We start from the raw sequence: 24,942 nt of genomic DNA on the forward strand, positions 1-24,942 counted from the left end.
TCCAGTTCGGAGACCATATCGGAGTCGGCTACGTATTCAACAACGGCTGGGAAGCCGGTCTCAAGATTCAGCATTTCTCCAATGGCGCTATTAAAAAGCCGAACCCTGGAGTGAATGTGGCGACGCTCAAAGTGGGCTATCACTTCTGAGCAGAAGCAAAGAGTGAAGTTGAGAAGAAGAATAAAAAAGGGGCGAAAGCCGTACCCAGGCCATTGAGCAGTGCGTACACCAGCACTACGTGAAACGCTATGACCAGCCCTATGCCCAGGAACTTCTTGCCCGGCTCTTGCTGGCGATCTGAAAAATCCATTCCGTCTGACTCCTTAAGCTAAGAATACGAAGGCGCTAATAATAACCTCTGTTGAATAAAAAATTTCGTCTGCTGCCTGAAAAGTTTTCATATTTTTTGTAGCAAAGACAGATTTTTTTTGTATATCGGCATTTTTTTTCAGTCTTAATACCTCTTTATTGCCAGTATTGACCTGTATTGGCTTAGCCAGTCAGTCCACTTTATTGCCTTTTTGCTTTTTACTACGAATCGAAAAAATATAGCCGTTGAGACCGGTCGCCAGATCATGATTTTGTGATGATGATAATTTCAATTGGGTTCAACAAAACAAACCACGCTGCGCCCCGGCAACAGGAAAGTCCCGCTCTCACGCATGAAGCGTGCCTGACTGGCGATGCGCTGATCTCCCGCACCGGGCATCAGATGTACAGGGTGCAGTTGCAAGTGATGTCCTTGTTGCTCATGAATGACCAGACTTTGTTCCTGATTGCTGACATTAATGAAATACATCACTGCTCTGAAGTTCGCTGCTTCCAGATTTTCACCATTCAGGTGGGCGGCGATGACGGCCGGATTTTGTCCCGGCCCCGTATTGAAGAAACGCAGGCGCCGTTGTATTTCTGTACTGCTGGTCAGACGGAATAAGCCGGAGCTGCTGCGTATTCTCAGCAGGTCGCGGAATGCATCGCGGCTCATGGCAATATCCTGCGGGCGTGGCTTGATCCGCGGATCGCTCAGAAGCGGTCGTATGATGGGGTAAAAACGTGCGTTATCTTTTTCTGGTGGCAGCCCGGTGCCGAAGTAATTCTGTTGATACGTCCAGTCCAGCCGGTTGAACCAGTCACCGGAATTGTAGCTGTTGCCATCCAGTGATTTGGATCGCAGGATGTCTGAGCCGGCATGAAAATATGCAATGCCCTGACTGAAGGCCGTCAATCCTAAGCCCAGTACCTGCACTCTGGCGCGGTCTTCGTGGCTCGTTGTGAGGGGCAGCCGGAATGCGTTGATATCAAACAGGGTCTGGTTATCGTGATTCTCAACGTAATTGACGACTTCTGCAGGTGCGCTGGCATAACCGGCAGGCTGTCCGTTGTAGTCGATATCGCTGAGTTTTTTTGTCTGCCCATCTGCGGTCTGCATGCTGTAGCCGGCAATAGAACCCGCCAGACCAAGTCGTATCATGTCGCCGCTGAGTAACAATACTTTTTTCTGCTGACTTTGCGTTGGCGATGCGTCGGCGGCTTCCAGCAAGCCATTGATATATCCCTTGTTTCGTACGATGGCAGCGGCATTGTCACCATGCCCGCCACCGCGAATGGCATCGCGGGCACGATCGCTGAATGTACCGATCTGACTGCCATTCAAGGCCAGCTGCGATGCCTGAACAAAACGTGCGCCATTCGCCACTTCGCCAAAATTCCAGCCTTCGCCTATCAGTTGTATCTCTCTGCCATTATCTGTCCGCAGCGCTGCTTTTATTTCTTCCATGACTGCGCGTGGCTGATGTCCCATCAGATCAAATCGAAATGAATCTATCTTATATTCACGCGCCCATAACCTGACAGAATCGCTCATCAGCTTTGCCATCATGCGATTTTCGGTTGCCGTGTTGCCGCAGGGCTGGCAAGTGGAATCTTCCACTTTTCCCAGCGCGTTCAGCCTGTGGTAATAGCCGGGAACGATACGGTCAAGTACTGATCGCGGATGTTGTCCCGCAAACGCCGTATGGTTATAGACGACATCCATGCCGACCCGCAAACCAGCCTGATGCAGCGCCATGACCATTTTTCTCAGTTCGAGAATACGTGTCGCACCATCGTCAGGATTGCTGGCATAGCTGCCTTCAGGGGCATTATAGTGGTAGGGATCGTAGCCCCAGTTAAAGCAGTCTTGATCGGCTTGCGCGTTGATGATTGCTTGCTGATGCCGGCTGTCTGCGCCCCCGCTGACTTTCGGACTGATGCAGTGGCGCTCCGGGATGGTGGCAATATCGAAAATCGGTAATAAGTGGATATCGGTGATCCCTGCAGCGCTGATGGCTTGCAGATGGTGCATACCTGCTGACGCTGACTCGGTAAACGCCAGATATTTGCCGCGGTAGGCGGGACGTACGGTTTTATCGTTGATGGAAAAATCGCGCACATGCAGCTCATAAATTGCCATGTCTGTCGGATTTTTTACCCGCTCGGGTATTTTGTGCTGATCCCAGCCCGCCGGTTTCAGCGCGGCGCTTTGTAAATCTGCAATATAGCTGCGGCGTGAGTCGCTGGTCAGACTGACGGAATAAGGGTCAGTCACACTATTGCGTATGAGTCCTGTGCCCGGAGCAAAAACATCCACCAGATAACGGTAATAGTGACGGCTTAAATCCTGATTTACTGAGCTTGTCCAGATTCCGTTGTGCTGATTCAGGTTCATCGGCATCAGCGCCTGAGCGCGACTGTCGCCGGTTTTGTAGACGCAGACGCTGACTCGTTGTGCGGTCGGTGCCCATAGCCGGAAACTGGTGCTGAACTGTGTACTGCCTCCGGATGATGGTGGGGAGATGGTCACGCCAAGCGATTCATCTGTCGCAGCCTGATACAGATCATCGATCACGCCCGCGATTTGTATATGGGTAAAATCGATGACCTCGTTGTGCTCGTTTTCCTGAACCAGGATCAGTTGCTGTTTAAGTAAGGATGTCAGTTCCTGTGCGGAGAGTTGATGTTTGAATACAGCACCTGCGGCAACAAATTTATATCGCTGCCGGATTTCTTCCGGCAGTGCGGCTGTTGTGACGTCAACCCTGATTTTCAGATCGTTACCACTGACGGGCAATCCTCTTTGTATGCGCATCTTTCCGCTGGCCGCGGCATACAGAGCGAATGCTCCTTTTCCATCTTTTCCGGGCCACTGGATCAGATCTCGATTCAGCCAATAGGCACGTGCTTCTGCTGGCACGGTTGATCTGCTCAGTAATGTCTGATGCAGGGGGCGATCGCACATGCGGACATCAGAAGCGTTTGTAAGCGTAAGCGGCTGAGTGCGGGTAATGGTCCTACCTGAGCTTGCGGTCACCGCTGAGTAAGCCGCCTCAGGAACCAGCCAAACGAGGGAGCAGATGCCGAAGATCAGTGCGGCTCTTGCTCTGTTCCATACATGCGAGCGCGGCGCCATGTGCTTGCTTATTTGCACGTTTGTCTCCAAATAAGTAGTTCAACTACATTTGTATTTATTGATGTTATGTGGGAATCTTCACTTTTTTCAACGATGTATGTGTTTTATTTAGTGAATTTATCTTGGAATTTTAAAAATAGTTAGACAGCGAGATTTGTTGAATGTAGTATTGTTACATAAATTATCTGAGCCGGCTCAGAATTTTTCCAATTTGAGCTTATCCATATTCACGGTGAGAAGTCGTGCAAGATTTGAAAAAACAAAACTATACGTCGCCACGTTTACTTGCCGATATCGGTGGGACGAATGCACGCTTTGCGCTGGAAACCGGACCACATTGTTTTGAGGCTGTGGCGGTACTTGCTTGCAATGAGTACGCAACGATTCAGCAGGCGCTCACCGCTTATCTGCACAGCGATGCAGTACAACGAGTCTGCCGGCAACCGGTTTTGCATGCGGCGATTGCGATTGCGAACCCTGTTAACGGTGATCAGATCAGTATGACGAATCATCACTGGGCTTTTTCGATTCAGACCTTGCGTGATGCACTGCATCTGCAGACACTGTTGGTCGTGAACGATTTCACCGCTTTGGCGATGGCCTTGCCGTACCTGGAAAATCATCAGCGTGTGCAGATAGGTGGCGGACAGGCTCTGCCTGAGCGGGTGATTGGCCTGATCGGACCTGGTACCGGTCTTGGGGTCTCGGGCATCGTCCCGGCGGGAAAGCAGTGGGTTCCCCTCAGCAGCGAGGGTGGGCATGTCAGCTTTTCTCCGGTCGATGCGGCAGAGGTCGAATTATTAACAGTGATCTGGCGGGAATTTCCGCATGTTTCTGCTGAACGCCTGATTTCTGGCATGGGTCTGGAGATTATCTATCGCGCCCTGGGCGAATTACGAGGCGATACGACGGATGTTGATTTATCGGCTGCTGACATCAGTCGTCGTGCAATCGATGGCAGTTGTGCCAGATGCCGTCAGACCATTACACATTTTTGTGGCATGCTGGGGACGGCGGCTGGTAATCTGGCTATGACCTTAGGGGCAACCGGTGGTGTCTATATTGGCGGCGGCATCGTACCGCGCCTCGGCGATTTATTTCTGCAATCCGATTTTCGCCAGCGTTTCGAGGCGAAAGGGCGGTTTGCGAATTATCTGGCGGATATTCCTACCTTTCTGATTACGGCGGAATATCCTGCGTTTCTGGGTGTGTCGGCAATACTGTCAGAAAAATTATCGCTCGCTGAGTGCGCTGCAAACTGACGCTGTGTTCTTCTTTTAATTTTGCTTACTATGCTTGCTAATTCGACCTCCGGTAATTCTGCTCAGCAATCTGATTCCCATTCGCAATGGTGGCGCGAAGCAGTGATTTATCAGGTGTATCCGCGCAGTTTTTTGGATACCAATGGTGACGGTGTCGGCGATCTGCCGGGGATTACTGCCAAACTGGATTACATCGCACAGCTGGGGGTGGATATCGTCTGGATTTCACCGTTTTTTACTTCACCGATGAAAGACTTCGGTTATGACGTTGCTGATTATTGTGATGTCGATCCTTTATTCGGGACGCTGAGTGATTTTGATCGTTTGCTTGAACGAGCGCATGCACTAGGCCTGAAAGTCATGATAGATCAGGTGTTGTCGCATTGTTCGGATCAGCATCCATGGTTCGTCGAAAGCCGTCAAAGCCGTGATAATCCCAAGGCTGACTGGTATGTGTGGGCAGATCCGCTGGCAGATGGATCGCCGCCGAATAACTGGCTCTCGGTTTTTGGTGGTTCTTCCTGGCAATGGGATGCGCGCCGCCGTCAATACTATCTGCATAATTTTCTGGCGAGTCAGCCGGATCTGAATTTTCATCACCCTGATGTGCAGCAGGCGCATTTGAACAACATGCGTTTCTGGCTGGAACGTGGCGTTGATGGCTTCCGTCTCGATGCCTGTAACTTTCATTTTCATGATCGTTCTTTACGCAGCAATCCTCCCGCCACCAATCGCGATACCAAGACGGTACAAGACAATAATCCTTACGGTATGCAGTCGCATATATATGATAAGACGCAGCCCGAGAATATCGCTTTTCTGGAAAAAATGCGTGCTCTGCTGAATGAGTACGGAGCGATCGCAATCGGTGAGGTGGGTGCAGATGACTCGCTGGGCGTCATGGCTGAATATACGGCGGATGATAATAAGCTACATATGGCGTACAGTTTCAATTTGCTGACACCAGACGTGTCTGCAGCATATATCCGCACTCAGGTGGAGGAATTTGAAGCGCGGGTAAAAGGTGGCTGGGTTTCGTGGTCGGTAGGGAATCACGACGTGGTGCGCGTGATGTCACGCTGGGGCGGAAAGGCGCCGACGCCACAATTTGCAAAAATGATGATGGCATTACAGGCTGCGCTGAAAGGTACGCCATGTCTGTATCAGGGCGATGAGCTTGCGTTGACTGAGGCCGATATTGCGTATGAGGATATACAGGACCCCTACGGAATTACCTTCTGGCCGGAATTCAAGGGACGGGATGGTTGCCGCACGCCTATGCCGTGGCGGGCCGATCAGCCGCACGCTGGATTTACTGACGGCAAGCCGTGGTTGCCAGTTCCCGCTGAACACATCGCCGTCGCGGTTTCGCAGCAGGAACAGGAGGCAGATTCTGCACTCATGTATGCGCGCCGTATCTGGCGCTGGCGAAAACAGTATCCACAACTGACGCAGGGTGATATCCGTTTTTTTGATACACCTGAGCCTGTGTTGGCATTATGCCGTCAGCTGGACGGGCAGCCGGTCATTTTTGCTGCATTCAATTTGGGTGACAAAGCGGCCAGTTTTGTCTGGACGGATGTTGTCGGCAGTATCACCCTGCAGGGCTATGATTTACCCGGAACATTAAACGGTAGCGTGCTTGAGCTACCAGCATATGGTGCCTGGTTCGGCACACTTTAAGCATATTACTCAGGCGAGAGATTATACAGTCGCTGCCCGCTCTGACGACTCTGAATATTTTCAGGGCTGGCGGGACTGTAAAGACTCATTTTCCCGTCAGATAAATCCTGTCGTCAAAAGTGAACAGCCATTCAGGGCGATAAACCGCGAATATTGTGGTCAGAAAACCGACTAAAAAAGCCTCGCCCCATGTCAGTAAAAGCATGTAGGCAACGGCATCGGCAGGGATGACTTTGACCGGTGCTAGCAGCATATGTGCCGCCAGCGCCAGCAAACCTGCACTGGCATTCACCACCAGTGAGCCAAAGAAGCCATTGCCAAACAGATACACAAACATGTGATGAGGTAAATACTGCCGGGTTTTGCTCAGAATCAGTTCACTCAGATAGCCGGGGAAAACAGCGAGTACCAGAATATTGGCGCCGAGATTCAGCCATAGACCATCGTATTCTGCGGTATATCCGAGCGTGGCAATCGCGATTCCTAAAATTGCCAATGGTCTGCCGAACATCAGCGCAAATAAGGCGACGCCCATCAGATGCAGGTGCAGATCTTTATGCACAGGAATGCGCATACGCCACAGCAGTATCAGCACAATGATGCTGGCACACCAGGCGGAAAATACAGTGGGTTCCTGTAATCGTTTCCACGGAATTTTCCGGATTTCCGCTCCCAGCAGTATCAGTGCCGCCAACATTGCAAAAATACACAAACCGACATCAACAGGAGTATAAAAAATGCCCATGGGAGATCCGCTACAATAGTTCGCAATAGTTCAGGTGTTCATCATAATCCTGATTCGACACAGGCGTACTGCGTGGCATCAATAAAAAAAGACAAGCAAGGCAGTCCCTTTGCTTGTCTTTTAAATTTGAATGGCGTGTAAGTTAAGGATCGACCAGGGTCACTGTTGCCGTTGCTGTTTTTCCTTTGCCATCGCTGATGGTGTACTGAAAGCTGTCACGTAGAAAGCTGCCAAATGGAGAGAACACCACTTTATTACCAGAAATGCGGAGTGAGCCGGTATTGCCAGCCATCGGTGTAACGGACACGATTGTCAATGGATCGCCATCAGGATCACTGTCATTCGCTAGAGGATCAAGCGTCGTGTCAGAGGTACCGGAAACAGTGAATAAATCATTTCTGGCGACAGGTGCATTATTAGCTGCCGGTGCGATGACGTTGAGAGTGACTTGCGCACTTGCTTTCCCGCCACGACCATCGCTGATCGTATATTGAAAACTACCCGGTAAAAAATTGCTGCCCGGAGTGAAAATCACCTTATTGCCGGAAATACGGATGCTGCCATTATTTCCAGTTAATGCGGAAATTGCAGAAATGCTTAAAGGGTCGCCATCAGGATCACTATCATTCGTCAGCAGATCAAGCACCATGTCGGAACTGCCCGGGACACTGAAAGTATCGTCGTTGGCGACCGGTGCTCTATTTGCGGCAGCAATGCTGACATTGACTTGCGCGGTGGACTGTCCGCCACGGCCATCACTGATGGTATAACTGAAACTGTCGTTGCCGCTGTAATCAGGATGAGGAACGTAGACAATTTTTTGTGATTGTATTGTCGCTGTTCCGTGAGCCGCACCGCTGACGGTACTGATCGTGATCGCATCTGAATCAGGGTCTGTGTCATTACTTAAAACATCAATCACGACAGACTGATTCTGCTGCGTGCTGGCGTTGTCATTCGTCGCCTGGGGAGCCCGGTTCAGATAATTTCGGGTCCTAGTTTCAGTTTGTGTTTTTTCCTGAGAGCGATAGGTATCGACCGTGCGCTTGTGTTCCACAGAGTTGCGTAAGGCGCGGCTTATCCATGCCGGCTCCTGAGGAATATCCTCGCGTTTGTAAGTGACTTCCGCTGCCGGTGCAGGCAGAACCTGTTCCGGTATTTCTATGACTTCTGTTTTATCGATGCGACTGACAAATTCCAGATCGACGCGGCGATTTTTTTCGCGGAATTCTTTGGTTGCCGGATACTTAGGCGCCAGCTTGCCTTTGCCTTCAACCACAACTTCTTCAGTATTCACCACACCCAGAGAAATCAGATAATCCCGCACCGCGACCGCGCGTGACAGCGACAGTTTCTGGTTGTAGTTAACCGAACCGATGTCGCAGGTATGCCCGGTAATTCTGATATTCCCTTCGTGCGGATATTTTTTTAAGGTTTCAGCAATTTTCGCCAGTTCCTGTTTTGCAAAATCGGTCAATCCCGCACTATCGATTTTAAAGAAGGCATCACCGGTCATGGTGGTCGTTGTTTTGACCAGGCGCTGCTCGCTTCTTGCAGGGATAATAGTCAGTGCCGCAGGTACGGCAGGTACTTCCACCATCCTGTATTTTTGCTCAAAGCGGCTGCTGGTAGCGCCAAAACTGTAGCGATACATCAGATTAATACGGCGATCATTTTGCTGATTGTCGAAGTCACCTGATTTACGATACTGACCAACTTGCAATGCCAGGCTATGTGGGGTGCCGACAAAAAACTTTTCTGCAGTGAGGTTCGCGCCGACTTGTTTGCTGCTGGCTTTCCCCCATTCATAATCCAGGCCAGCGGTGAGACGTACGGCATTTTCTGCGTAGTAATGCCCGATCCGGGCACCGATGCCATAATCGTAGGCGCGCTCATACAGGCGAGTGTTTGTCATGGTCGTGATCGTGTCAATATAGGCGCGACCAGCGTCATTACCGCTTTGTTCTGTCACTGTTGTTGTCAGAGTGTTTTGTAACAGTCGTTTGCTGGTGGGGCTGTAACTGGCATACACATGACCAAACCAATCCTGATTTTCCTGACCTATGCCGATGCTGAGTTTCTTATCTTTCAGTTCGTTCTGGTCGATAGCGGCAAAATACTTGATGACGGAGTTTTGTTGCAGCGAGTGGTAGCTAAGTTTCCCGCCGCCGGATTTGTTGCTCAGCCATACTTCTCCCAGCCAGACCTTGGACCCTGTGTCAGATAAAACGCCAAAAAACTCGCCGGTAAAGGCGCCGCCATTCTGATAGCCGATGCCGATGCGGGAATTTTCGCCGATAAATTGCAAATTCCCACCGTTCTGTATTCTGGCATCCTGAGATTGTTGCGCTGATGCCGGATTGAGCTGGGCCAGCAAAGTAATAAGTAAAAGAGAGAGCTTAGGTTGAGTGTATCGGGCGGACATAACAAGCGAATTAGTGATTGGGCCGGAGCCATGCGCGCGGGCTGGCGATAAATGATGGTAGATCGCCCGATCAAAACGCCGCGTTTATATTGGCATAAAAAAACCGCATCAGCCAGAGCGTAATGCGGACGTTTTAACTACTTCAAAAAACGCATCAGATGTATCTGATCGACTATCCCACCATTAAGAGTGCCCGATGCTATATTTTGCATGCAGAGGTGTCAAGCCAGACTGACGAGTTAATGAAACGCAAAGATTTGTTTGGTGACAAGCGAAATCGGGGAATGCGATGCAAAAACCAAAAAGGGCTTACATTTCTGTAAGCCCTTGAATTCTGGTGGTGATAGGTGGACTTGAACCACCGACCCCAGCATTATGAGTGCTGTGCTCTAACCAGCTGAGCTATATCACCAAGAAGCCCTAGATTATGTCAGCAGCTCATGCAGGTGTCAATACCGCGCCTCTGTTTTTTGTCGCAGCGATCCGGTATTTTGCAAAAAAAACAAACATTTTGATTGCATATGTGCGGAATGACGGCAATTTCGCTACTTTTTTGCCATTTCCTGTTGTACCAGATGCAGGATTTGCTGTGAGGGATTCTGGCTCAGGCAATCTATCAGTATGCGTTCCGGCATAGAGCGCAACCAGGTCAGCTGGCGTTTGGCCAGCTGGCGGGTGGCGATAATGCCGCGTTCCCGCATCTCTTCATAAGTACAGAGCTGGTCAAGATAATCCCATGCCTGACGATAACCGACGCAGCGTATTGATGGCAGATTTGCGTGTAAATCCTGTCGTCGTTTTAACTGTTTCACTTCCTCTAAAAAACCGTTTTGTAGCATCAGGTCGAAACGGTCAGCAATACGCTGGTGCAGAACGCTGCGGTCGGATGGTTCCAGCGAAATCGGCAACATGGCGAATGCGGGTCCAGCTTTTGTCTGTTTCGCGAGAAGTGCAGACATCGACTGTCCGCTTAGCGTGATAATTTCGAGCGCTCTTTGTATGCGCTGGCTGTCATTGGGATTCAGTCGCGCGGCCGTTTCAGGGTCGAGGGTCGCCAGACGCGCATGCAAACCCGGTACGCCTATGCGTTCCGCTTCCGCATCCAGTTCGGCGCGTAACACCGGATCAGCACCGGGCAGATCGTCGAGTCCGTATTTCAATGCATTGAAATACATCATGGTGCCGCCGACCAGAATAGGTAATTTGCCTCTTGCCTGAATATCAGCGACCAGTCTTTCTGCATCTTTACGGAATTGCGCGACAGAATACGACTCCACCGGATCAATAATATCGATCAGATGATGTGGTGCGCTGGCGAGTTCTGCTGAGGACGGTTTTGCCGTGCCGATATCCATGCCACGATAAATCAGCGCTGAATCAACAGAGATAATTTCGGATGGAATGTGTCTGGCGATTTCCAGTGCGGCAGCCGTTTTGCCGGAGGCTGTCGGCCCCATGATCGCGATGACGTTGGCGGCATTCGAGGTGTTCATGCTAATTCCGTTTTTATAATTAATGTCGTTGGTAACGGTGTTGATAGTTCACGATGGTTAGAATTTACTGACCACGCAAGAACATTTTATCGAGATCGTTCAGGCCGAGTTGTACCCATGTTGGTCGTCCGTGATTGCACTGATCTGCGCGCTCTGTCTGTTCCATCTGACGCAACAGCGCATTCATTTCCGGAATCGTGAGACTGCGATTGGCGCGCACTGCGGTATGACAGGCAAGCGTGCCGAGTAATTCATTGCGCCTGTCAATCAGAACGCGTGAACCGCCGAATTCGCGTACTTCGCGCAATACGTCTCGTGCAAGTGATTGCGCATCGGCATTTTTAAGCAATGCTGGCACGGCGCGTACTGCCAGCGTGGTCGGTGAGATCGCAGTCATATCAAAACCAAGTGCTTTTAGGGTGTCCTGATGTTCTTCGACTGTGCCGACCTCAATCGCGTCAGCGTAAAAGGTCACAGGAATCAGCATCGGTTGCACAGGCATGGCATTTTCATCGAGCGCATTTTTGAGTTGCTCATACAAGATGCGTTCGTGTGCTGCATGCATATCGACCAGCACCAGCCCTTTGCTGTTTTGTGCGAGTACATACACACCGTGCAACTGGGCCAGCGCAAAACCTAAAGGATGCTCGTCCTCAGGCAGGGATTGTGCAGGAATGGCATTTTCTGTGCGGGCGCTGTCGCTAAACATCGCACCGTAATTTTGCAGAGTCTGCGCGACACCGTTACCGCTACCAGTCTGATTGCGCCCCCATTGATCGTAAGCATTCGGCATACCGCTGCCAGCATTCGCATACGGTGACGGCGTTGCGAATTGTGTGGCAAACGTCGTTTGTTCGCCGGCAATCCACGGCATTGCTTTTCCTGCTAATACGGATGATGCTGACGCGGCGGTGGCGGGGGCCGGCACGGTACCGAAAGATGTTGCCGATGTTTGCGCCAGCGCGCGGCTGACAGCATGAAATACAAATTGATGTACCGCGCGGCTGTCACGAAACCGCACTTCAATTTTTGAGGGATGCACGTTCACATCGACCAGTGCAGGATCGAGATCAAGCGCCAGGACATAAGATGGATAACGATCGCCGTGCAACACATCTTGATAAGCAGCGCGCACCGCATGGGTCAGTAATTTATCCCGGACAAAACGACCATTCACGTAAAAAAACTGTGCGTCAGCACGCGCTTTAGAGGCTGTCGGCAAACCGACAAAACCATGCAGGCGTAATGGCCCCGCGCTTTCATCTAATGGAAGACGCGCACTGGAAAAGGCTTCACCAAGTATCTGCGCACTCCGTTTATCGATGGCGCTGACGTTCCAGTGATCAACCGCTTTACCATTATGCGTGAGAGAAAACGAGACGTCGGGGCGCGCCAGTGCAATGCGACGGACGACTTCAGCGCAATGACCAAACTCAGTTTGTTCTGATTTTAAAAATTTCCGGCGGGCAGGTGTGTTGTAATACAAATCCTGCACATCAACGGTGGTACCTGGTGCGCCGGACGCCGGGCTTACCTTGCCATTTTCAATTTGCCAGGCATGCGGCGCATCGGCGGTGCGCGTCGTCAGCGTCAGTAAAGAAACGGAGGCGATGGACGCCAGAGCTTCGCCGCGAAATCCCAGCGTGGCAACATTCTCCAGTTCCGTCAGCGATGCGATTTTTGATGTTGCATGACGCGCCACCGCGAGCGGCAACTGCTCTTGCGGTATGCCGCGTCCGTTATCGCTGATGGCGATTCGCTTAACGCCGCCTTCTTCCAGCCGGATGGTGATATTGCTGGCACCCGCATCCAGCGCGTTTTCCAGCACTTCCTTGACGACAGCAGAAGGCCGTTCGACGACTTCGCCGGCAGCAATTTGAGAGATCAGGTTATCAGGCAGCGCCTGAATCGGACGGTAAGGGGAGGAATTCGGATTCATCGCGAGATTATACCTGCGCTGTCTTGCGTGTACTGCGGCTTAGTGTATGATTGCCGCGATTTCTTTGACTGGAACAATAATGGATTTCATGCAACTGTTAGACATGATTTTGCATGTCGATAAGATGTTGGGAATGGTGATTGCGGAATACGGTACGCTGGTATATGTCGTTTTGTTTGCGATTGTTTTTTGTGAGACTGCCTTTGTCATTTTTCCGTTTTTACCCGGCGATTCTTTATTGTTTATTGCCGGCGCTTTTTGCGCGACGGGGGCGATGAACCCGTGGTTGCTGGTAGGTTTATTGCTGCTTGCGTCAATTTCAGGAAACACGATTAACTACTGGATCGGCAGCCTGATTGGTCACAAAGTCATGGCGCACGACTATCGCTGGATCGATAAGGCGGCGCTGAAAAAGACCCATGAATTTTATGAAAAGCATGGCGGCAAAACCGTTGTGTTGGCGCGTTTTGTGCCTATCGTGCGCACCTTTGCGCCTTTCGTGGCGGGTATCTCCGATATGACCCACCGTACTTTCCAGCTCTTCAATGTGCTTGGTGCATTGTTATGGATATTGTCGCTGGTGTTGAGTGGTTACTTCTTCGGTAACATTCCGTTCATACAGAAAAATCTGAATGCCATTGTGCTGGTCGGCGTTGGTGCTGCGATTGTGCCTCTGTTGCTGGGGGCATTGTGGAAAATGCTGAAACGCCTGCGTAAAGCGGCCTGATCATTGTGAGACAGCCGACTTCACCGACGCTGATCTGGCTACGCCAGCAAGCACCGTTGAAGCCTGAAGTCGGCCAGGCCTGTAATGGCTGCGGTGTTTGCTGCGCTGCCGAGCCATGCCCGGTGGCGCTTGTTTTTTTGTGGCAGCGGCGGGGAAGTTGCCGCGCCCTGTTGTGGGATCAGGCTTCATTGTCCTACCGCTGTGGCATGCTGGCGCAGCCTGCACAATATCTGCGCTGGCTTCCGCTACGCTGGCAGGCTTGGTTTGCGCGCAGAGTCAGGCGCTGGATCGCCGCTGGCATTGGTTGCGATTCCAGTGCGCACATAGAATAAAAAATGCCCGGCGAGATCGTCGTGCATGATTTCGTCAACGTTGTTGCGAACGATGGCTCAGGTCAGGCGGCTTTTTGCCAGCGGCGGATTTTTTGCAAAATACTTTTTGACACCTTTCATCACCGCTTCCGCCATCTGATCCTGATATGCATCATCGGTCAGTTTTGCTTCCTCTTCCGGATTGGAAATAAACGCCGTCTCTATCAGTATGCTGGGAATGTCCGGCGCTTTAAGAACGGCAAACCCGGCTTGTTCCACCGAACCTTTGTGCAATTTATTGATGCCACTGATTTCTGTCAGCACGACTTTGCCGAGTTTTAAACTATCGTTGATTTGCGCCGTTGTGGACAGATCCAGCAAGACGCTGGCGAGCTGCTTGTCGTGATTCTTGATATTCACGCCACCGATCAGATCGGCCGCATTTTCTTTATCCGCCAGCCAGCGCGCCGCGGTTGAACTCGCACCTTTATCGGACAACACAAACACCGACGAACCACGCGCAGATGAATTCACGAATGCATCGGCATGTACTGACATAAATAAATCAGCCTGCACTGCACGGGCTTTTTGCACCCGCACGTTCAGAGGCACAAAATAATCGGCATCGCGCGTCAGCATCACGCGCATATTCGGTTGCTGTTCTATTTTGGCTTTCAGGCGTTTGGCAATCGCCAGAACCACATCTTTTTCGCGGCTGCCACCACGCCCGGTCGCACCGGGATCTTCACCGCCGTGACCCGGATCAATCGCAATTGTGATCATGCGTGTCATGGCTGGTGTCGCGGATTTATCGGTTGATTTCTCACCCTGATGTGGCTCTTTTTTTTCGTTGTGTTTCAGCACAGATTTATCGTCTGGCTTTGCTTCCGCCATTAAGTCTGGTCTGGACGTTTTTGGGTCAGATTTACCATCACCTTTGACGTCTCCAGCCATGTTAGGGGTGGTCGGGGCTACGCTTTTGTTTTGGGTGTCTTTATGCCACTCGCCTTTTTCTATCAGCGCAGCAATAGGATCGGCCGGATTCGCCGGATACAGGTCGAAGACCAGCCGGTGTTTATAGTTGCCGACGGGTTGCAGGGTAAATACCTGCGGGCTGATTTCTTCTTTTAAATCGAATACCAGGCGCACGACATTCGGCTTATTCTGGCCGACCCTCACCTGTTTGATGTAAGGATCATTCGGCTGTATCTTCGCCACCAGCTCTTTCAGGGTGGAATTCAATTCCAGACCTTCGATATCAACGACCAGACGCTCAGGATTTTTTACAGTAAAAAAATTGGTATTGAGCTCAATATCGTTTTCCAGCGTGACGCGGGTGTAATCTTCGGCAGGCCAGACGCGGACAGCGAGAATTTTTGCCGCATTTGCTGCTGGCGGCACACAAACGGAGAGCAGTAAGGTCCCGCCAGCCTGAATGAAAGCGCGTCGCTTCCGGGATGGAGATTTCTGACTTACAGAATGGGGGCGAATTGGAGTGATGCGAGACATGCGATACCTTTGGCAGACAACGCCTGCAATTCTACCTCACGACCATCGCCTGCGACGCGTAAAAATACATTCAGATCGGGCTCAGGCAGCACGCCATCTGCTTTTTCCGGCCATTCGACAATACAGATATTCGATGCATTAAACTCTTCGCGGAATCCTGCATCGAGAAATTCTTCGGCGCTCAGCATACGGTACAGATCAAAATGCATGATCGTGCAGGCCTGCTGCTGAACGCTGACCTGATAAGGTTCTGCCAGCGTATACGTCGGACTTTTTACATTGCCGGAAAAACCAGCGGCGTGAATCATGGCGCGGGTGAGGGCGGTTTTACCCGCGCCCAGGTCGCCATGCAGAAAGATCACCAGACCCGGCACCAAGGTGTGAGCGAGACTTTTTCCTAATGCCTGCGTTGCTGCTTCATCCGGCAGTGTGGTTTTATAATGTGACATTTCCTGCAAAGTCCGTATTCATGAATTCGCTAAACATAGCATATTGCCCCGCCCTTGTGTATTTGCCGGAGTCTGCCGCGTGAATCTGGACGACGACAGCTTATCTGCTTTATCCGCACAGATCAAAAGCTGGGGCAAAGAACTCGGATTTGCAGAAATCCGCATCGCCGATGTTGATCTCAGTCACACAGAAGCCGGTTTTCAGCAATGGCTGGATGTGGGGTTTCATGGCGATATGGCGTATATGGCGGCACATGGCACCAAACGCAGTCGCCCCGCTGAACTAGTGCCTGGCACGGTCAGGGTAATTTCGGCGCGCATGAATTACTTGCCTGCCGATCCTCACTGGCGCGCCGCAGAAGCACAGCACACGGCAGATACTGCGGTGATTTCCATCTATGCGCGCGGTCGCGATTATCACAAAGTACTACGCAGCCGCCTGCAGCAACTGGCAGAAAAAATCAGCCAGCAGATCGGTACGTTTGGTTACCGAGTTTTCACTGACTCTGCGCCGGTAATGGAGGTGGCGCTGGCAGAAAAATCGGGTCTCGGCTGGCGCGGCAAGCATACGCTGCTATTGAGTCGCGAAGCTGGCTCTATGTTTTTTCTGGGCGAGATACTGGTCGATCTGCCGTTGCCGGTTGACCCGCCGGTGGGTAATCACTGCGGTCAGTGTTCATCGTGTATCGATGTTTGCCCGACGAAGGCGATCGTCGCGCCATACAAAGTTGATGCGCGGCGCTGTGTGTCGTATCTGACGATAGAGCTGCATGGCAGTATTCCAGTCGAATTCCGGCCGCTGATAGGAAACCGGGTTTACGGTTGCGATGATTGCCAGTTGCATTGTCCGTGGAATAAATTTGCGCAAGCCGCTGCAGTCGATGATTTTGCTGTCAGAAATGGTTTGGATCATGCGCGCATGGTGCATTTATTTGCGTGGACGGAAGCGCAGTTTTTGCGCATGCTGGAAGGCAGCCCTATCCGTCGTATCGGACATGAACGGTGGTTGCGCAATATCGCGGTTGGCCTTGGGAATGCGGCGACCACGATGTACGCTGATGCCGCCATTGTGGCTGCCTTACGTGCCCGCCTTGATCACCCTTCAGAAATGGTGCGTGAGCATGTGATCTGGGCACTGGACTGTCATGGTTTGAGTGCTTAGTGCCGACTTCGGCACTAATGCACCAGTGCAAGCCACAGTGGCAGGGTCAGTACTGATAAGACGGTGCTGGCAGAAATCAGAAAGGCGACGAACGGGCCATTACCGCCCATGCGCGCCGCCAGCACATAGGCGCTCGATGCAGTCGGCAGCGCACAGAAAATGACGGCGATCTGTAATTGTAGCGCAGGTAAATTCAGCCAGCGACCAAGCAGCAGCGCAATTGCCGGTAAAGCTAACAGTTTGACAGACAGAAAATAGGCAGCAATACCTTTTGCTTCGTGTATTGCCGATACCTTCATACCGGCACCGACCGCAAGTAAGCCGAGCGCGATAGCGGCGTTGCCGAGGCGGGACAGCGTTGCCGCGATTCCTTCCGGCAAAGGAATGTCCAGCAGGCTGACGACCACGCCGCTGGCGGTACCCACCACCAGCGGGTTGCTGGCGATTTCCTTCAGCAGGCGACCGCTGTTGTGGGCCAGCGCATACACTGCGGCCATATTGCATAAAGGCACCATAAAGCCTATCAGCAAAGCCATCAGCGCCGTGCCCTGATCGCCGGCGAGGCGGGACGCGATCGCCAGAGCAATATACGAATTGAAGCGGAATGCCGTCTGTACGCCCGATTCAAAAATTCGTGGCGGGGTTTTAAACAGATACTTGGCGAGCCAGCCCAGCAGCATGCCGGCAATCGTTGCGATCATCCCTGTCTGTAAAAGATGACCGGTTGCATGAAAATCAAAGCGGGTGCGTGCCGTGGTGTAAAACAGCAGTGCAGGAAACAGCAGGAAGTAAACCAGCTTTTCGACGCCAGCCCAGAAATGGCCGCCCCAGTGAGAATGGCGGGCGAGCAGGAAACCGATCAGGATTAAACTAAAATCAGGAAAGAGTAGGGTGAAGATAGACATACTGGGTGGGGTATATTTCAACCCCTAATGTTTACAATGAGAATAGGGTGGAAATCAAGGATACTCCCCCATTTTTATATGGAACTCATTTCATCAACAGGGATGAGATGAGTTTTAACTACTTCAGCAATCCCGCCAGTTCGACAGCAGTTTTGACTTGCATTTTATCGAATACATGAGCCCGGTGTACTTCCACGGTACGCATGCTGATACCCAGCTCGTCTGCGATGACCTTGTTCATTTTGCCGAGCAAAATCAGCTCCAGCACTTCTCTTTCACGTGCGGACAATGTCGCCAGACGTTCATGTACGGCCGCAGAAACACCTGCTGCACGCGATTGCGCCAGCGCCTCCTGCACTCTGTCCATGAGCTTGTTATCGTTAAACGGCTTTTCAAAGAAATCAAAAGCACCGCGTTTGAGCGTATCGACCGCCATCGGTACGTCGCCGTGCCCGGTCAGAAAAATCACCGGCAACCGTTTGGTGAGTTTTTTGCCGGATAAAATATCGAACAGATGAATGCCGCTCAGTCCTTCCATGCGCACATCCAGCAAAATACAGTCGCCCTCGGCATCAAAGCGCAAAGGCTGTTCCAGCGAGGTCAGAAACTGTTCTGCACTGCTGTAGCCTATCGCCGCAATCTGGCGCGAGCGGGCGAGCCAGGAGAGTGAATCGCGGATCACGTCCTCGTCGTCAATGATGTGCAGCATGTAGTCTCCATTGCTATATCAGGTGTCGTCTGCCGGACTGCTAACACCGTTATTGCGAGTGCCTCTCGACAATATCATTATTCTTTTGGTGGCGCTGCAATCGGTGCGTCAGTGGGATTTTTTTCCTCATGCGCTGCCGGCAGAATGAAGCGGAAGATACTACCACCGACCGGGTTATTGCGGTGAGTAAGTTTGCCACCGTGAAACTCAATCGCCGTTCTGCAGATATTCAAGCCCATCCCCATACCGCTGCTCTTTGTGGAAAAAAAAGGTGAAAACAATCGGTCAGCGACACTGTCCGGAATGCCGTGTCCACGGTCGATGACTTCCACGACGACGTCTCCATCATTGTCGAGACTGGCTTGTATGCGGAGATTCCTGTGCTCCGGCGGCGTATCTTCCATTGCCTCAATCGCGTTGCGGGTCAGATTCAGCAATACCTGCTCAATCAGCACCTGATCGGCCAGCACCTTCGGTGCGCCGGGCAACGGCAGCCATTGCAGGCTGATGTGCGCTGCCTGCGCCTGCAGTTCGACCAGTGGCAGCGCGTTTTTTATCAGCGCATTGATGTCGACCAGTTCTCGCGTTGGTTCCCTTTTTTTCACGAACTCATGCACGCTGCGGATAATCTGTCCTGCACGTTGAGCCTGGGTTTTCACTTTTTCCATCGCTGATAACAATAAGGCTTTATCCGTATCCCCCGCCTCCAGCAGATTCATGGCGCCGGTGGTATAGCTGGAAATAGCAGCCAGCGGCTGATTCAATTCATGCGCGATCATTGAGGCGATTTCACCCATGGTGGCAAGACGTGCACTGGCGTGCAGTTTAGCCTCCTGTTGACGGGTCAGCTCCTGCGCCCGTTTAAGCTCGGAAATATCGAGTATCGAACTCATCCAACCAGTCTGCTTGCCGCTTTCATCAATCAGCGGCGACTCATAAATCAAGACCGGAATCCGTTCACCGCTGGCATGCTGATAAATGGTCTCAAAACCATCTTGCGGTACCGAACCTGCCAGCAATTTGGAAAAGCGTTGCTGATATTCTTCGACGACTTCGGGCGCCCAGTAAGGCATTGGCGGCAGGCGGCCGATAATCTGCTCAGCCGGATAGCCGACCATTTTGCAGAATGCCGGATTCACGTAAGTCATGCGCCCATGCATATCGCGCGCGCGCAAGCCTGTGATCAGCGAATTTTCCATGGCAGTACGGAAAATGACCTGCTGACGCAGAGCACCCTCGGCGGCGAGGCGGCGATTGATGTCTCGCCACAAAGCAACCAGACTCCAGATCAGACCCATAGACAGCAGAATGACCATCACCACCAGCAAATTGGACAGCAGCTTGGGTTCGTTTTTATTGCTGTTGGTGCGCAGTGCAAGCGTGACGCCGGGTAGTTCCAGATTACGGTTGTGGGTGTACACATTCTTACCCGGCCCGCCTGCAGCTCGGGTTGCAATCACTTTGTCATCGTTGTCCAGCAGAGAAATCTGGTTTTCCTGCGCGAACCACCATGGCACCAATTCTTCCAGTATGCCATTCGCGTGGTAAGTGATGATGATGCTGCCGGCATGGTGATTTTCCTTTGTCAGAGGAATCTGACAACTGACGGAGTAATTATATTTCTGCGATTTCGTTTCCTGCCTGGGCGCAAAACAACGCGTCCTGTTATCCGGTTCGGCGGGTGCAGAACTGATTTCAGCCGGCGATAAAATATCGGCTGAACTAAAGCTTGTATCATGTGAGGAAACAATGACGTTATTGTGTCGGTCGAGTAAAACCAGACGCGAAATCTCATGATTATTTTGTAGCAGATTGCGGAAGCGCAGCAAAACGGCATCCGGCTTCAGACCAATGTTAATAATGTCAGCACCGATCTGACGCAGCATTTCATCGTTGCGGTCGAGCTGAAACTGTATCGCCTGTTCCACCCATAATGTGTCGGCAATCAGCTGTTCCTGTCTTTCATTGGCTTCCATACGCTGTGCCTGCCACGGCAGCCAGATCAGCGTGGTCAGAAACAAGGCGATCAGTAAGATAGGAAGGATCCAGCGCCACTTATCATTAGGCCATCGCTGAGATTTATATAGGCTTTTCATACTGTCAGTTTACTGCAGGTGTTGTTTATATGTGCAATGGAGTGCAGTATGTGGTTTTCCACAATTGTCCCGCGGGTGACTATTTCGAATAATCGTAGAATAATTACTTTGATAATCAATACACTGGAGACTTCGATGAAAATCAAATCCGTTCTGTTCTCACTCCTGGCAGCTTCACTGGTCAGCGGTAGCGCATTTGCGCAATCCCCTATCGTCATTAAATTCAGCCACGTTGTCGCCAGCGATACGCCAAAAGGTAAAGCTGCAGAGCGTTTCAAAGAACTCGCAGAAAAAGTGACTAAAGGACGTGTGAAAGTCGAACTGTATCCCAACAGCACACTGTATAAAGACAAAGAAGAATTGGAAGCACTGCAGTTAGGTGCGGTGCAGATGCTGGCACCATCGCTGGCAAAATTCGGCCCTTTAGGCGTCAAAGAGTTTGAGGTGTTTGATCTGCCGTACATCTTCCCGACCAAGGATGTGCTGTATGCGGTTACAGAAGGACCTATTGGTAAAGATCTGCTGAAGAAACTGGAAAGTAAAGGCATTACCGGTCTGGGTTACTGGGACAATGGTTTTAAAGTCATGTCGTCGAATAAGCCTATCCATTTACCATCCGACATGAAGGGGCAGAAATTGCGCATACAATCGTCCAAAGTGCTGGATGCGCAAATGCGTGCCTTGAATGCTAATCCGCAGGTGCTGGCATTCTCTGAGGTATATCAGGCGTTGCAGACTGGTGTGGTTGATGGCACAGAAAACCCGCCATCCAATCTGTACACACAAAAAATGCATGAGGTGCAAAAGCATGTGACGGTGACGAATCATGGCTACCTTGGCTATGCGGTGATCGTGAACAAAAAATTCTGGGATGGTTTGCCTGCAGATATCCGTACTGAATTAGACGGTGCAATGAAAACGGCGACCAAGTACGCGAACGCGATCGCCCAGCAGGAAAATGATAACGCCCTCGAGGCAGTGCGAAAATCAGGTAAAACCACCGTTTACGTGCCAACTGAGAAAGAAAAAGCAGAATGGCGCAAAGCCTTGCTGCCGGTGCAGAAACAGATGGAATCCCGGATCGGTAAAGATCTGATCGCGAACGTCAATAAAGAAGCCGTGAAACTCGGTATCAAGTAAGTCCTTTCCTTCCGCTGACAGTCGGTAAACACAGAAATACAGGTTTACCGGCTTTCAGCTCTCATTCCTATCCTTCACAGGAGAACACAATGAAATTCCTTGATCATCTGGAGGAATGGTTGATTGCGACCCTGATGGGCGCCGCAACCGTCGTTACTTTTTTAGCGGTGCTGCACCGTTATCTTTCCGGATTTGAAATTCCTTATCTGCAAGATGAGCTGTTAAAAATAAATACCAGTTGGGCGCAAGAGCTGACGATTTACATGTTTGTGTGGATGGCAAAGTTTGGCGCAGCTTATGGTGTACGTACCGGTATACACGTCGGTGTCGATGTGCTGATCAATAAACTGAGCCCTGCGAATCGCTATAAATTTGTGATTCTGGGATTAGCTGCCGGTGCTTTATTTACGGGCATTATTGGCACGCTGGGTGGTAGTTTTGTGTGGGAAATCGCACATACGGATCAGACTTCGGCTGATCTGGAAATACCAATGTGGTGGGTTTATCTGGCGATTCCGCTGGGCTCCTATCTGATGTGTTTCCGCTTTTTGCAGGTGATCTGGAATTTTGTCAAAACAGGCGAATTACCTAAGCATGATCACACTCACGTTGACGGTCTTGAAGATGAGGTGAAAGCATGAACGCCACCATTATTTTTGTCTTGTTAATACTGTTGATGCTGACCGGCATGCCGATTTCGATTTCGCTCGGTCTGACAGTACTGACTTTCCTCTTCACAATGACACAGGTGCCGATAGAATCGGTTGCCCTGAAGTTATTTACCGGGATAGAAAAGTTCGAAATCATGGCGATTCCGTTCTTTATTCTGGCTGGTAATTTTCTGACGCACGGCGGTGTCGCCCGTAGGATGATTAATTTTGCCGCGGCGATGGTTGGTCATTGGCATGGTGGTCTGGCACTCGCCGGTGTTCTGGCCTGCGCTTTGTTTGCTGCGGTTTCCGGTTCCTCTCCGGCGACCGTGGTGGCGATCGGCTCTATCATTTTGCCTGCAATGGTGAAGCAGGGTTATCCAAAAGGTTTCGGCGCAGGTGTGATTACGACATCCGGTGCATTGGGTATCCTGATTCCGCCGTCGATTGTGATGGTGATGTATTCGGTCTCAACGAACACATCTGTAGGGCAATTGTTTATGGCCGGTGTGATCCCGGGTCTGATGCTGGCATTTTTGCTTGGTCTGACGACATGGTTTCTGGCGCGTAAGCACAACTATCCTCGTATGCCGAAAGCAAGCTGGGGTGAGCGGTTTACTGCGTTCAGAAAAAGTGCCTGGGGTTTGTTGCTGATCGTGATTGTGATGGGCGGCATATACAGTGGCATGTTCACACCGACAGAAGCTGCCGCTGTTGCCGCCGTCTATGCTTTTGTGATCGCCGTGTTCGTTTATAAAGACATGACCTTGAAGAAGGTACCTAAGGTTTTGCTGGATTCTGCGTCGATGTCTGCCATGCTGCTTTACATCATCACGAATGCTGTACTGTTTTCATTCCTGATGACCAGTGAAAATATCCCGCAAGCGATGGCAAGCTGGATCATGGACAAAGGTTTTGGCATGATCAGTTTCCTGCTGGTGGTGAATATCTTGTTGTTGTTAGCAGGTAATGTAATGGAACCGTCGTCCATCGTGCTGATTATGGCGCCGATTTTATTCCCGGTCGCGATGAAACTGGGAATTGATCCGGTGCACTTTGGTATCATCATGGTCGTGAATATGGAAGTCGGCATGTGTCATCCGCCGGTTGGTCTGAATCTGTATGTCGCATCTGGTATTACGAAAATGGGAATCACTGAGCTGACAGTCGCCGTATTGCCGTGGCTGATGACGATGGTCGTTTTCTTATTGTTGATTACTTATGTGCCAGAGATTTCTACCTGGTTGCCAAATTTAATTTATAAATAATTGGTTTTTATTAAAAATAAATTGGGCTAGCACATTTTGCGGATATATACATGCGTTTTACATATCCGCAACAATTAAGTATTTTTGCGTAGTTTTTTTTTGTTACTGGTATTCGGTCGTGCTATATTCTGCGCAGTCTGATTTTTAGCAATTGATAAGTTTAAAAGGCGGTAGTGCAAGAAAACGGTACCCATGCCGTACACTGAGGAGACGCGCGTTTTTATTACAAGCTGAGTATTGCGGTGACGCAGTAACTAAACAGCCGAAAACGCGAAACATGCTTTCAAGGCGCATCACTGATGCGCCTTTTTTCTTTTCCGGATCGCATTGATGTTATCCACAGTGCCGAATCAGCATGTCTGGCGGATAAACTTGTCAGTATCTGTTTGCTATTTTTTATGCTGACGGCAAGTATGCTGGCGTTTAAAATTCACAGAGTTGATTGAGGAGCAGGCTGATCTGAGAATGGGCATGTGTTCGTCACATTTAATGAAGCAAGCTTTTCCCTTTTTGAGGAACACTCATGTCGGATAAAGAGAGTGGTATTTTTTCTGCCATCGTTGCGGCGCCATTTGGCGCAGTCGGAATCCGCGTGGCTGATTCAGTACTAACAGAGCTGGTTTATTTGCCTCCACGGTTTCAGGAGAAAGACCCCGGTGACTTCGTCTCTGAGAAGGTTGCGACACAAATACTTCAATATTTCGACGATCCTGATTATCAGTTCGATCTTCCTTTACGTCCTGTTGGCACAGCATTTCAAAATGCTGTCTGGCGCGGGATTGCTGCCATTCCAAGGGGGCAGGTGCTGACTTACGGTCAGATTGCCAAACAAATCCGCTCAGCACCGCGCGCGGTTGGTCAGGCTTGCGGTGCGAACTGGTATCCGCTGGTCATCCCTTGCCACAGAGTCACTGCTGCTGGTGGTCTGGGCGGGTTTGCCCATCATGATGATGAAACGGGGTTTCACCTCGGAGTAAAGCGCTGGTTGCTGGCGCATGAGGGCGTGGCTGCTTATGCGTGA

The 24,942-nt window shown here is 50.9% G+C and carries 21 protein-coding genes and 1 tRNA gene; 10 read left to right on the forward strand and 12 right to left on the reverse strand.

Annotated elements, in window-relative coordinates:
* Positions 1-17: 17 nt before the first annotated feature.
* Entirely contained in the window at positions 18-149 is a 132-nt protein-coding gene (locus tag ACPAOP_RS12405; protein WP_423710015.1) for an acyloxyacyl hydrolase, read from the forward strand.
* Here the strand turns inward: ACPAOP_RS12405 and ACPAOP_RS12410 are convergent.
* Together ACPAOP_RS12410 and ACPAOP_RS12415 are read right to left on the reverse strand one after the other, a co-directional pair.
* Positions 140-310, reverse strand: coding sequence for a hypothetical protein (locus tag ACPAOP_RS12410; RefSeq protein ID WP_423708235.1), 171 nt, complete (start codon positions 308-310; stop codon positions 140-142). The two genes, ACPAOP_RS12405 and ACPAOP_RS12410, sit on opposite strands and share 10 nt — an antisense overlap.
* Before the next feature lie 288 nt (positions 311-598).
* The gene (locus tag ACPAOP_RS12415; RefSeq protein ID WP_423708236.1) at positions 599-3,277 is read right to left on the reverse strand and encodes an alpha-1,6-glucosidase domain-containing protein; all 2,679 of its coding nucleotides are present in this window, start codon (positions 3,275-3,277) and stop codon (positions 599-601) included.
* 413 nt (positions 3,278-3,690) lie between these two features.
* Here ACPAOP_RS12415 and ACPAOP_RS12420 point away from each other — a divergent pair, with 413 nt between their 5' ends.
* Together ACPAOP_RS12420 and ACPAOP_RS12425 are read left to right on the forward strand one after the other, a co-directional pair.
* Positions 3,691-4,710, forward strand: a complete 1,020-nt coding sequence (locus ACPAOP_RS12420) for a glucokinase (protein ID WP_423708237.1) — start codon at positions 3,691-3,693, stop codon at positions 4,708-4,710.
* A 30-nt stretch (positions 4,711-4,740) separates the two neighbouring features.
* Complete coding sequence (locus ACPAOP_RS12425) at positions 4,741-6,393, forward strand: alpha-amylase family glycosyl hydrolase (protein ID WP_423708238.1); 1,653 nt, start codon at positions 4,741-4,743, stop codon at positions 6,391-6,393.
* 85 nt (positions 6,394-6,478) lie between these two features.
* On the opposite strand, the gene ACPAOP_RS12430 is transcribed toward ACPAOP_RS12425, so the two are convergent.
* From ACPAOP_RS12430 to mutL, 5 genes are all read right to left on the reverse strand, one after another.
* Positions 6,479-7,138, reverse strand: a complete 660-nt coding sequence (locus ACPAOP_RS12430; protein ID WP_423708239.1) for an energy-coupling factor ABC transporter permease — start codon at positions 7,136-7,138, stop codon at positions 6,479-6,481.
* 142 nt (positions 7,139-7,280) lie between these two features.
* A complete protein-coding gene (locus ACPAOP_RS12435; RefSeq protein ID WP_423708240.1) occupies positions 7,281-9,563 on the reverse strand; it encodes an Ig-like domain-containing protein in 2,283 nt (760 codons plus the stop codon).
* A gap of 335 nt (positions 9,564-9,898) precedes the next feature.
* Positions 9,899-9,975 (reverse strand) — tRNA-Met (locus tag ACPAOP_RS12440).
* 133 nt (positions 9,976-10,108) lie between these two features.
* Positions 10,109-11,056: a tRNA (adenosine(37)-N6)-dimethylallyltransferase MiaA gene (gene miaA / locus ACPAOP_RS12445; protein WP_423708241.1), complete on the reverse strand. Its 948-nt coding sequence runs from the start codon at positions 11,054-11,056 to the stop codon at positions 10,109-10,111.
* 64 nt (positions 11,057-11,120) lie between these two features.
* Positions 11,121-12,995: a DNA mismatch repair endonuclease MutL gene (gene mutL, locus ACPAOP_RS12450; protein ID WP_423708242.1), complete on the reverse strand. Its 1,875-nt coding sequence runs from the start codon at positions 12,993-12,995 to the stop codon at positions 11,121-11,123.
* Between the two features lie 79 nt (positions 12,996-13,074).
* Here mutL and ACPAOP_RS12455 point away from each other — a divergent pair, with 79 nt between their 5' ends.
* Together ACPAOP_RS12455 and ACPAOP_RS12460 are read left to right on the forward strand one after the other, a co-directional pair.
* Positions 13,075-13,722 carry a VTT domain-containing protein gene (locus ACPAOP_RS12455; protein ID WP_423679390.1) on the forward strand — a complete coding sequence of 216 codons (648 nt, stop codon included), beginning with the start codon at positions 13,075-13,077 and terminating at the stop codon, positions 13,720-13,722.
* 5 nt (positions 13,723-13,727) lie between these two features.
* Positions 13,728-14,054 (forward strand): hypothetical protein, encoded by a 327-nt coding sequence (locus ACPAOP_RS12460; protein WP_423708243.1) that lies wholly within the window; start codon positions 13,728-13,730, stop codon positions 14,052-14,054.
* A gap of 57 nt (positions 14,055-14,111) precedes the next feature.
* Here ACPAOP_RS12460 and ACPAOP_RS12465 read toward each other — a convergent pair whose 3' ends face one another.
* The gene (locus tag ACPAOP_RS12465; protein ID WP_423708244.1) at positions 14,112-15,542 is read right to left on the reverse strand and encodes an N-acetylmuramoyl-L-alanine amidase; all 1,431 of its coding nucleotides are present in this window, start codon (positions 15,540-15,542) and stop codon (positions 14,112-14,114) included.
* Complete coding sequence (tsaE, locus tag ACPAOP_RS12470; protein ID WP_423708245.1) at positions 15,506-15,991, reverse strand: tRNA (adenosine(37)-N6)-threonylcarbamoyltransferase complex ATPase subunit type 1 TsaE; 486 nt, start codon at positions 15,989-15,991, stop codon at positions 15,506-15,508. Before tsaE ends, ACPAOP_RS12465 begins: the two co-directional genes overlap by 37 nt.
* A gap of 79 nt (positions 15,992-16,070) precedes the next feature.
* Here tsaE and queG point away from each other — a divergent pair, with 79 nt between their 5' ends.
* Complete coding sequence (gene queG, locus ACPAOP_RS12475) at positions 16,071-17,153, forward strand: tRNA epoxyqueuosine(34) reductase QueG (RefSeq protein ID WP_423708246.1); 1,083 nt, start codon at positions 16,071-16,073, stop codon at positions 17,151-17,153.
* A gap of 14 nt (positions 17,154-17,167) precedes the next feature.
* On the opposite strand, the gene ACPAOP_RS12480 is transcribed toward queG, so the two are convergent.
* The 3 genes from ACPAOP_RS12480 to ACPAOP_RS12490 form a co-directional block, all read right to left on the reverse strand.
* Positions 17,168-18,058, reverse strand: coding sequence for an AEC family transporter (locus tag ACPAOP_RS12480; RefSeq protein ID WP_423708247.1), 891 nt, complete (start codon positions 18,056-18,058; stop codon positions 17,168-17,170).
* Positions 18,059-18,176: 118 nt separating this feature from the next.
* Positions 18,177-18,767 carry a response regulator transcription factor gene (locus ACPAOP_RS12485; RefSeq protein WP_423679384.1) on the reverse strand — a complete coding sequence of 197 codons (591 nt, stop codon included), beginning with the start codon at positions 18,765-18,767 and terminating at the stop codon, positions 18,177-18,179.
* A gap of 77 nt (positions 18,768-18,844) precedes the next feature.
* Complete coding sequence (locus ACPAOP_RS12490) at positions 18,845-20,863, reverse strand: PAS domain S-box protein (protein ID WP_423708248.1); 2,019 nt, start codon at positions 20,861-20,863, stop codon at positions 18,845-18,847.
* A 135-nt stretch (positions 20,864-20,998) separates the two neighbouring features.
* On the opposite strand from ACPAOP_RS12490, the gene ACPAOP_RS12495 reads away from it, so the two are divergent.
* From ACPAOP_RS12495 to ACPAOP_RS12510, 4 genes are all read left to right on the forward strand, one after another.
* Positions 20,999-22,003, forward strand: a complete 1,005-nt coding sequence (locus ACPAOP_RS12495) for a TRAP transporter substrate-binding protein (protein ID WP_423679382.1) — start codon at positions 20,999-21,001, stop codon at positions 22,001-22,003.
* 89 nt (positions 22,004-22,092) lie between these two features.
* A complete protein-coding gene (locus tag ACPAOP_RS12500; RefSeq protein ID WP_423708249.1) occupies positions 22,093-22,644 on the forward strand; it encodes a TRAP transporter small permease in 552 nt (183 codons plus the stop codon).
* Positions 22,641-23,921 (forward strand): TRAP transporter large permease, encoded by a 1,281-nt coding sequence (locus ACPAOP_RS12505; protein ID WP_423679380.1) that lies wholly within the window; start codon positions 22,641-22,643, stop codon positions 23,919-23,921. The genes ACPAOP_RS12500 and ACPAOP_RS12505 overlap by 4 nt, the downstream gene beginning before the upstream one ends.
* Positions 23,922-24,444: 523 nt before the next feature.
* Positions 24,445-24,942: a methylated-DNA--[protein]-cysteine S-methyltransferase gene (locus ACPAOP_RS12510; protein ID WP_423679379.1), complete on the forward strand. Its 498-nt coding sequence runs from the start codon at positions 24,445-24,447 to the stop codon at positions 24,940-24,942.

Source organism: Undibacterium sp. WLX3042, assembly GCF_049544825.1.
Classification (GTDB): Bacteria; Pseudomonadota; Gammaproteobacteria; order Burkholderiales; family Burkholderiaceae_D; genus Undibacterium.

What these genes read in the sequence shown, in the direction of transcription:
- ACPAOP_RS12410 (WP_423708235.1), bottom strand. Translation starts at nt 310, where the DNA reads ATGGATTTTTCAGATCGCCAGCAAGAGCCGGGCAAGAAGTTCCTGGGC.
- ACPAOP_RS12415 (WP_423708236.1), bottom strand. Translation starts at nt 3,277, where the DNA reads ATGTGCGATCGCCCCCTGCATCAGACATTACTGAGCAGATCAACCGTG.
- ACPAOP_RS12425 (WP_423708238.1), top strand. Translation starts at nt 4,741, where the DNA reads ATGCTTGCTAATTCGACCTCCGGTAATTCTGCTCAGCAATCTGATTCC.
- ACPAOP_RS12430 (WP_423708239.1), bottom strand. Translation starts at nt 7,138, where the DNA reads ATGGGCATTTTTTATACTCCTGTTGATGTCGGTTTGTGTATTTTTGCA.
- ACPAOP_RS12435 (WP_423708240.1), bottom strand. Translation starts at nt 9,563, where the DNA reads ATGTCCGCCCGATACACTCAACCTAAGCTCTCTCTTTTACTTATTACT.
- miaA (WP_423708241.1), bottom strand. Translation starts at nt 11,056, where the DNA reads ATGAACACCTCGAATGCCGCCAACGTCATCGCGATCATGGGGCCGACA.
- mutL (WP_423708242.1), bottom strand. Translation starts at nt 12,995, where the DNA reads ATGAATCCGAATTCCTCCCCTTACCGTCCGATTCAGGCGCTGCCTGAT.
- ACPAOP_RS12455 (WP_423679390.1), top strand. Translation starts at nt 13,075, where the DNA reads ATGGATTTCATGCAACTGTTAGACATGATTTTGCATGTCGATAAGATG.
- ACPAOP_RS12465 (WP_423708244.1), bottom strand. Translation starts at nt 15,542, where the DNA reads ATGTCTCGCATCACTCCAATTCGCCCCCATTCTGTAAGTCAGAAATCT.
- tsaE (WP_423708245.1), bottom strand. Translation starts at nt 15,991, where the DNA reads ATGTCACATTATAAAACCACACTGCCGGATGAAGCAGCAACGCAGGCA.
- ACPAOP_RS12480 (WP_423708247.1), bottom strand. Translation starts at nt 18,058, where the DNA reads ATGTCTATCTTCACCCTACTCTTTCCTGATTTTAGTTTAATCCTGATC.
- ACPAOP_RS12485 (WP_423679384.1), bottom strand. Translation starts at nt 18,767, where the DNA reads ATGCTGCACATCATTGACGACGAGGACGTGATCCGCGATTCACTCTCC.
- ACPAOP_RS12490 (WP_423708248.1), bottom strand. Translation starts at nt 20,863, where the DNA reads ATGAAAAGCCTATATAAATCTCAGCGATGGCCTAATGATAAGTGGCGC.
- ACPAOP_RS12495 (WP_423679382.1), top strand. Translation starts at nt 20,999, where the DNA reads ATGAAAATCAAATCCGTTCTGTTCTCACTCCTGGCAGCTTCACTGGTC.
- ACPAOP_RS12500 (WP_423708249.1), top strand. Translation starts at nt 22,093, where the DNA reads ATGAAATTCCTTGATCATCTGGAGGAATGGTTGATTGCGACCCTGATG.
- ACPAOP_RS12505 (WP_423679380.1), top strand. Translation starts at nt 22,641, where the DNA reads ATGAACGCCACCATTATTTTTGTCTTGTTAATACTGTTGATGCTGACC.
- ACPAOP_RS12510 (WP_423679379.1), top strand. Translation starts at nt 24,445, where the DNA reads ATGTCGGATAAAGAGAGTGGTATTTTTTCTGCCATCGTTGCGGCGCCA.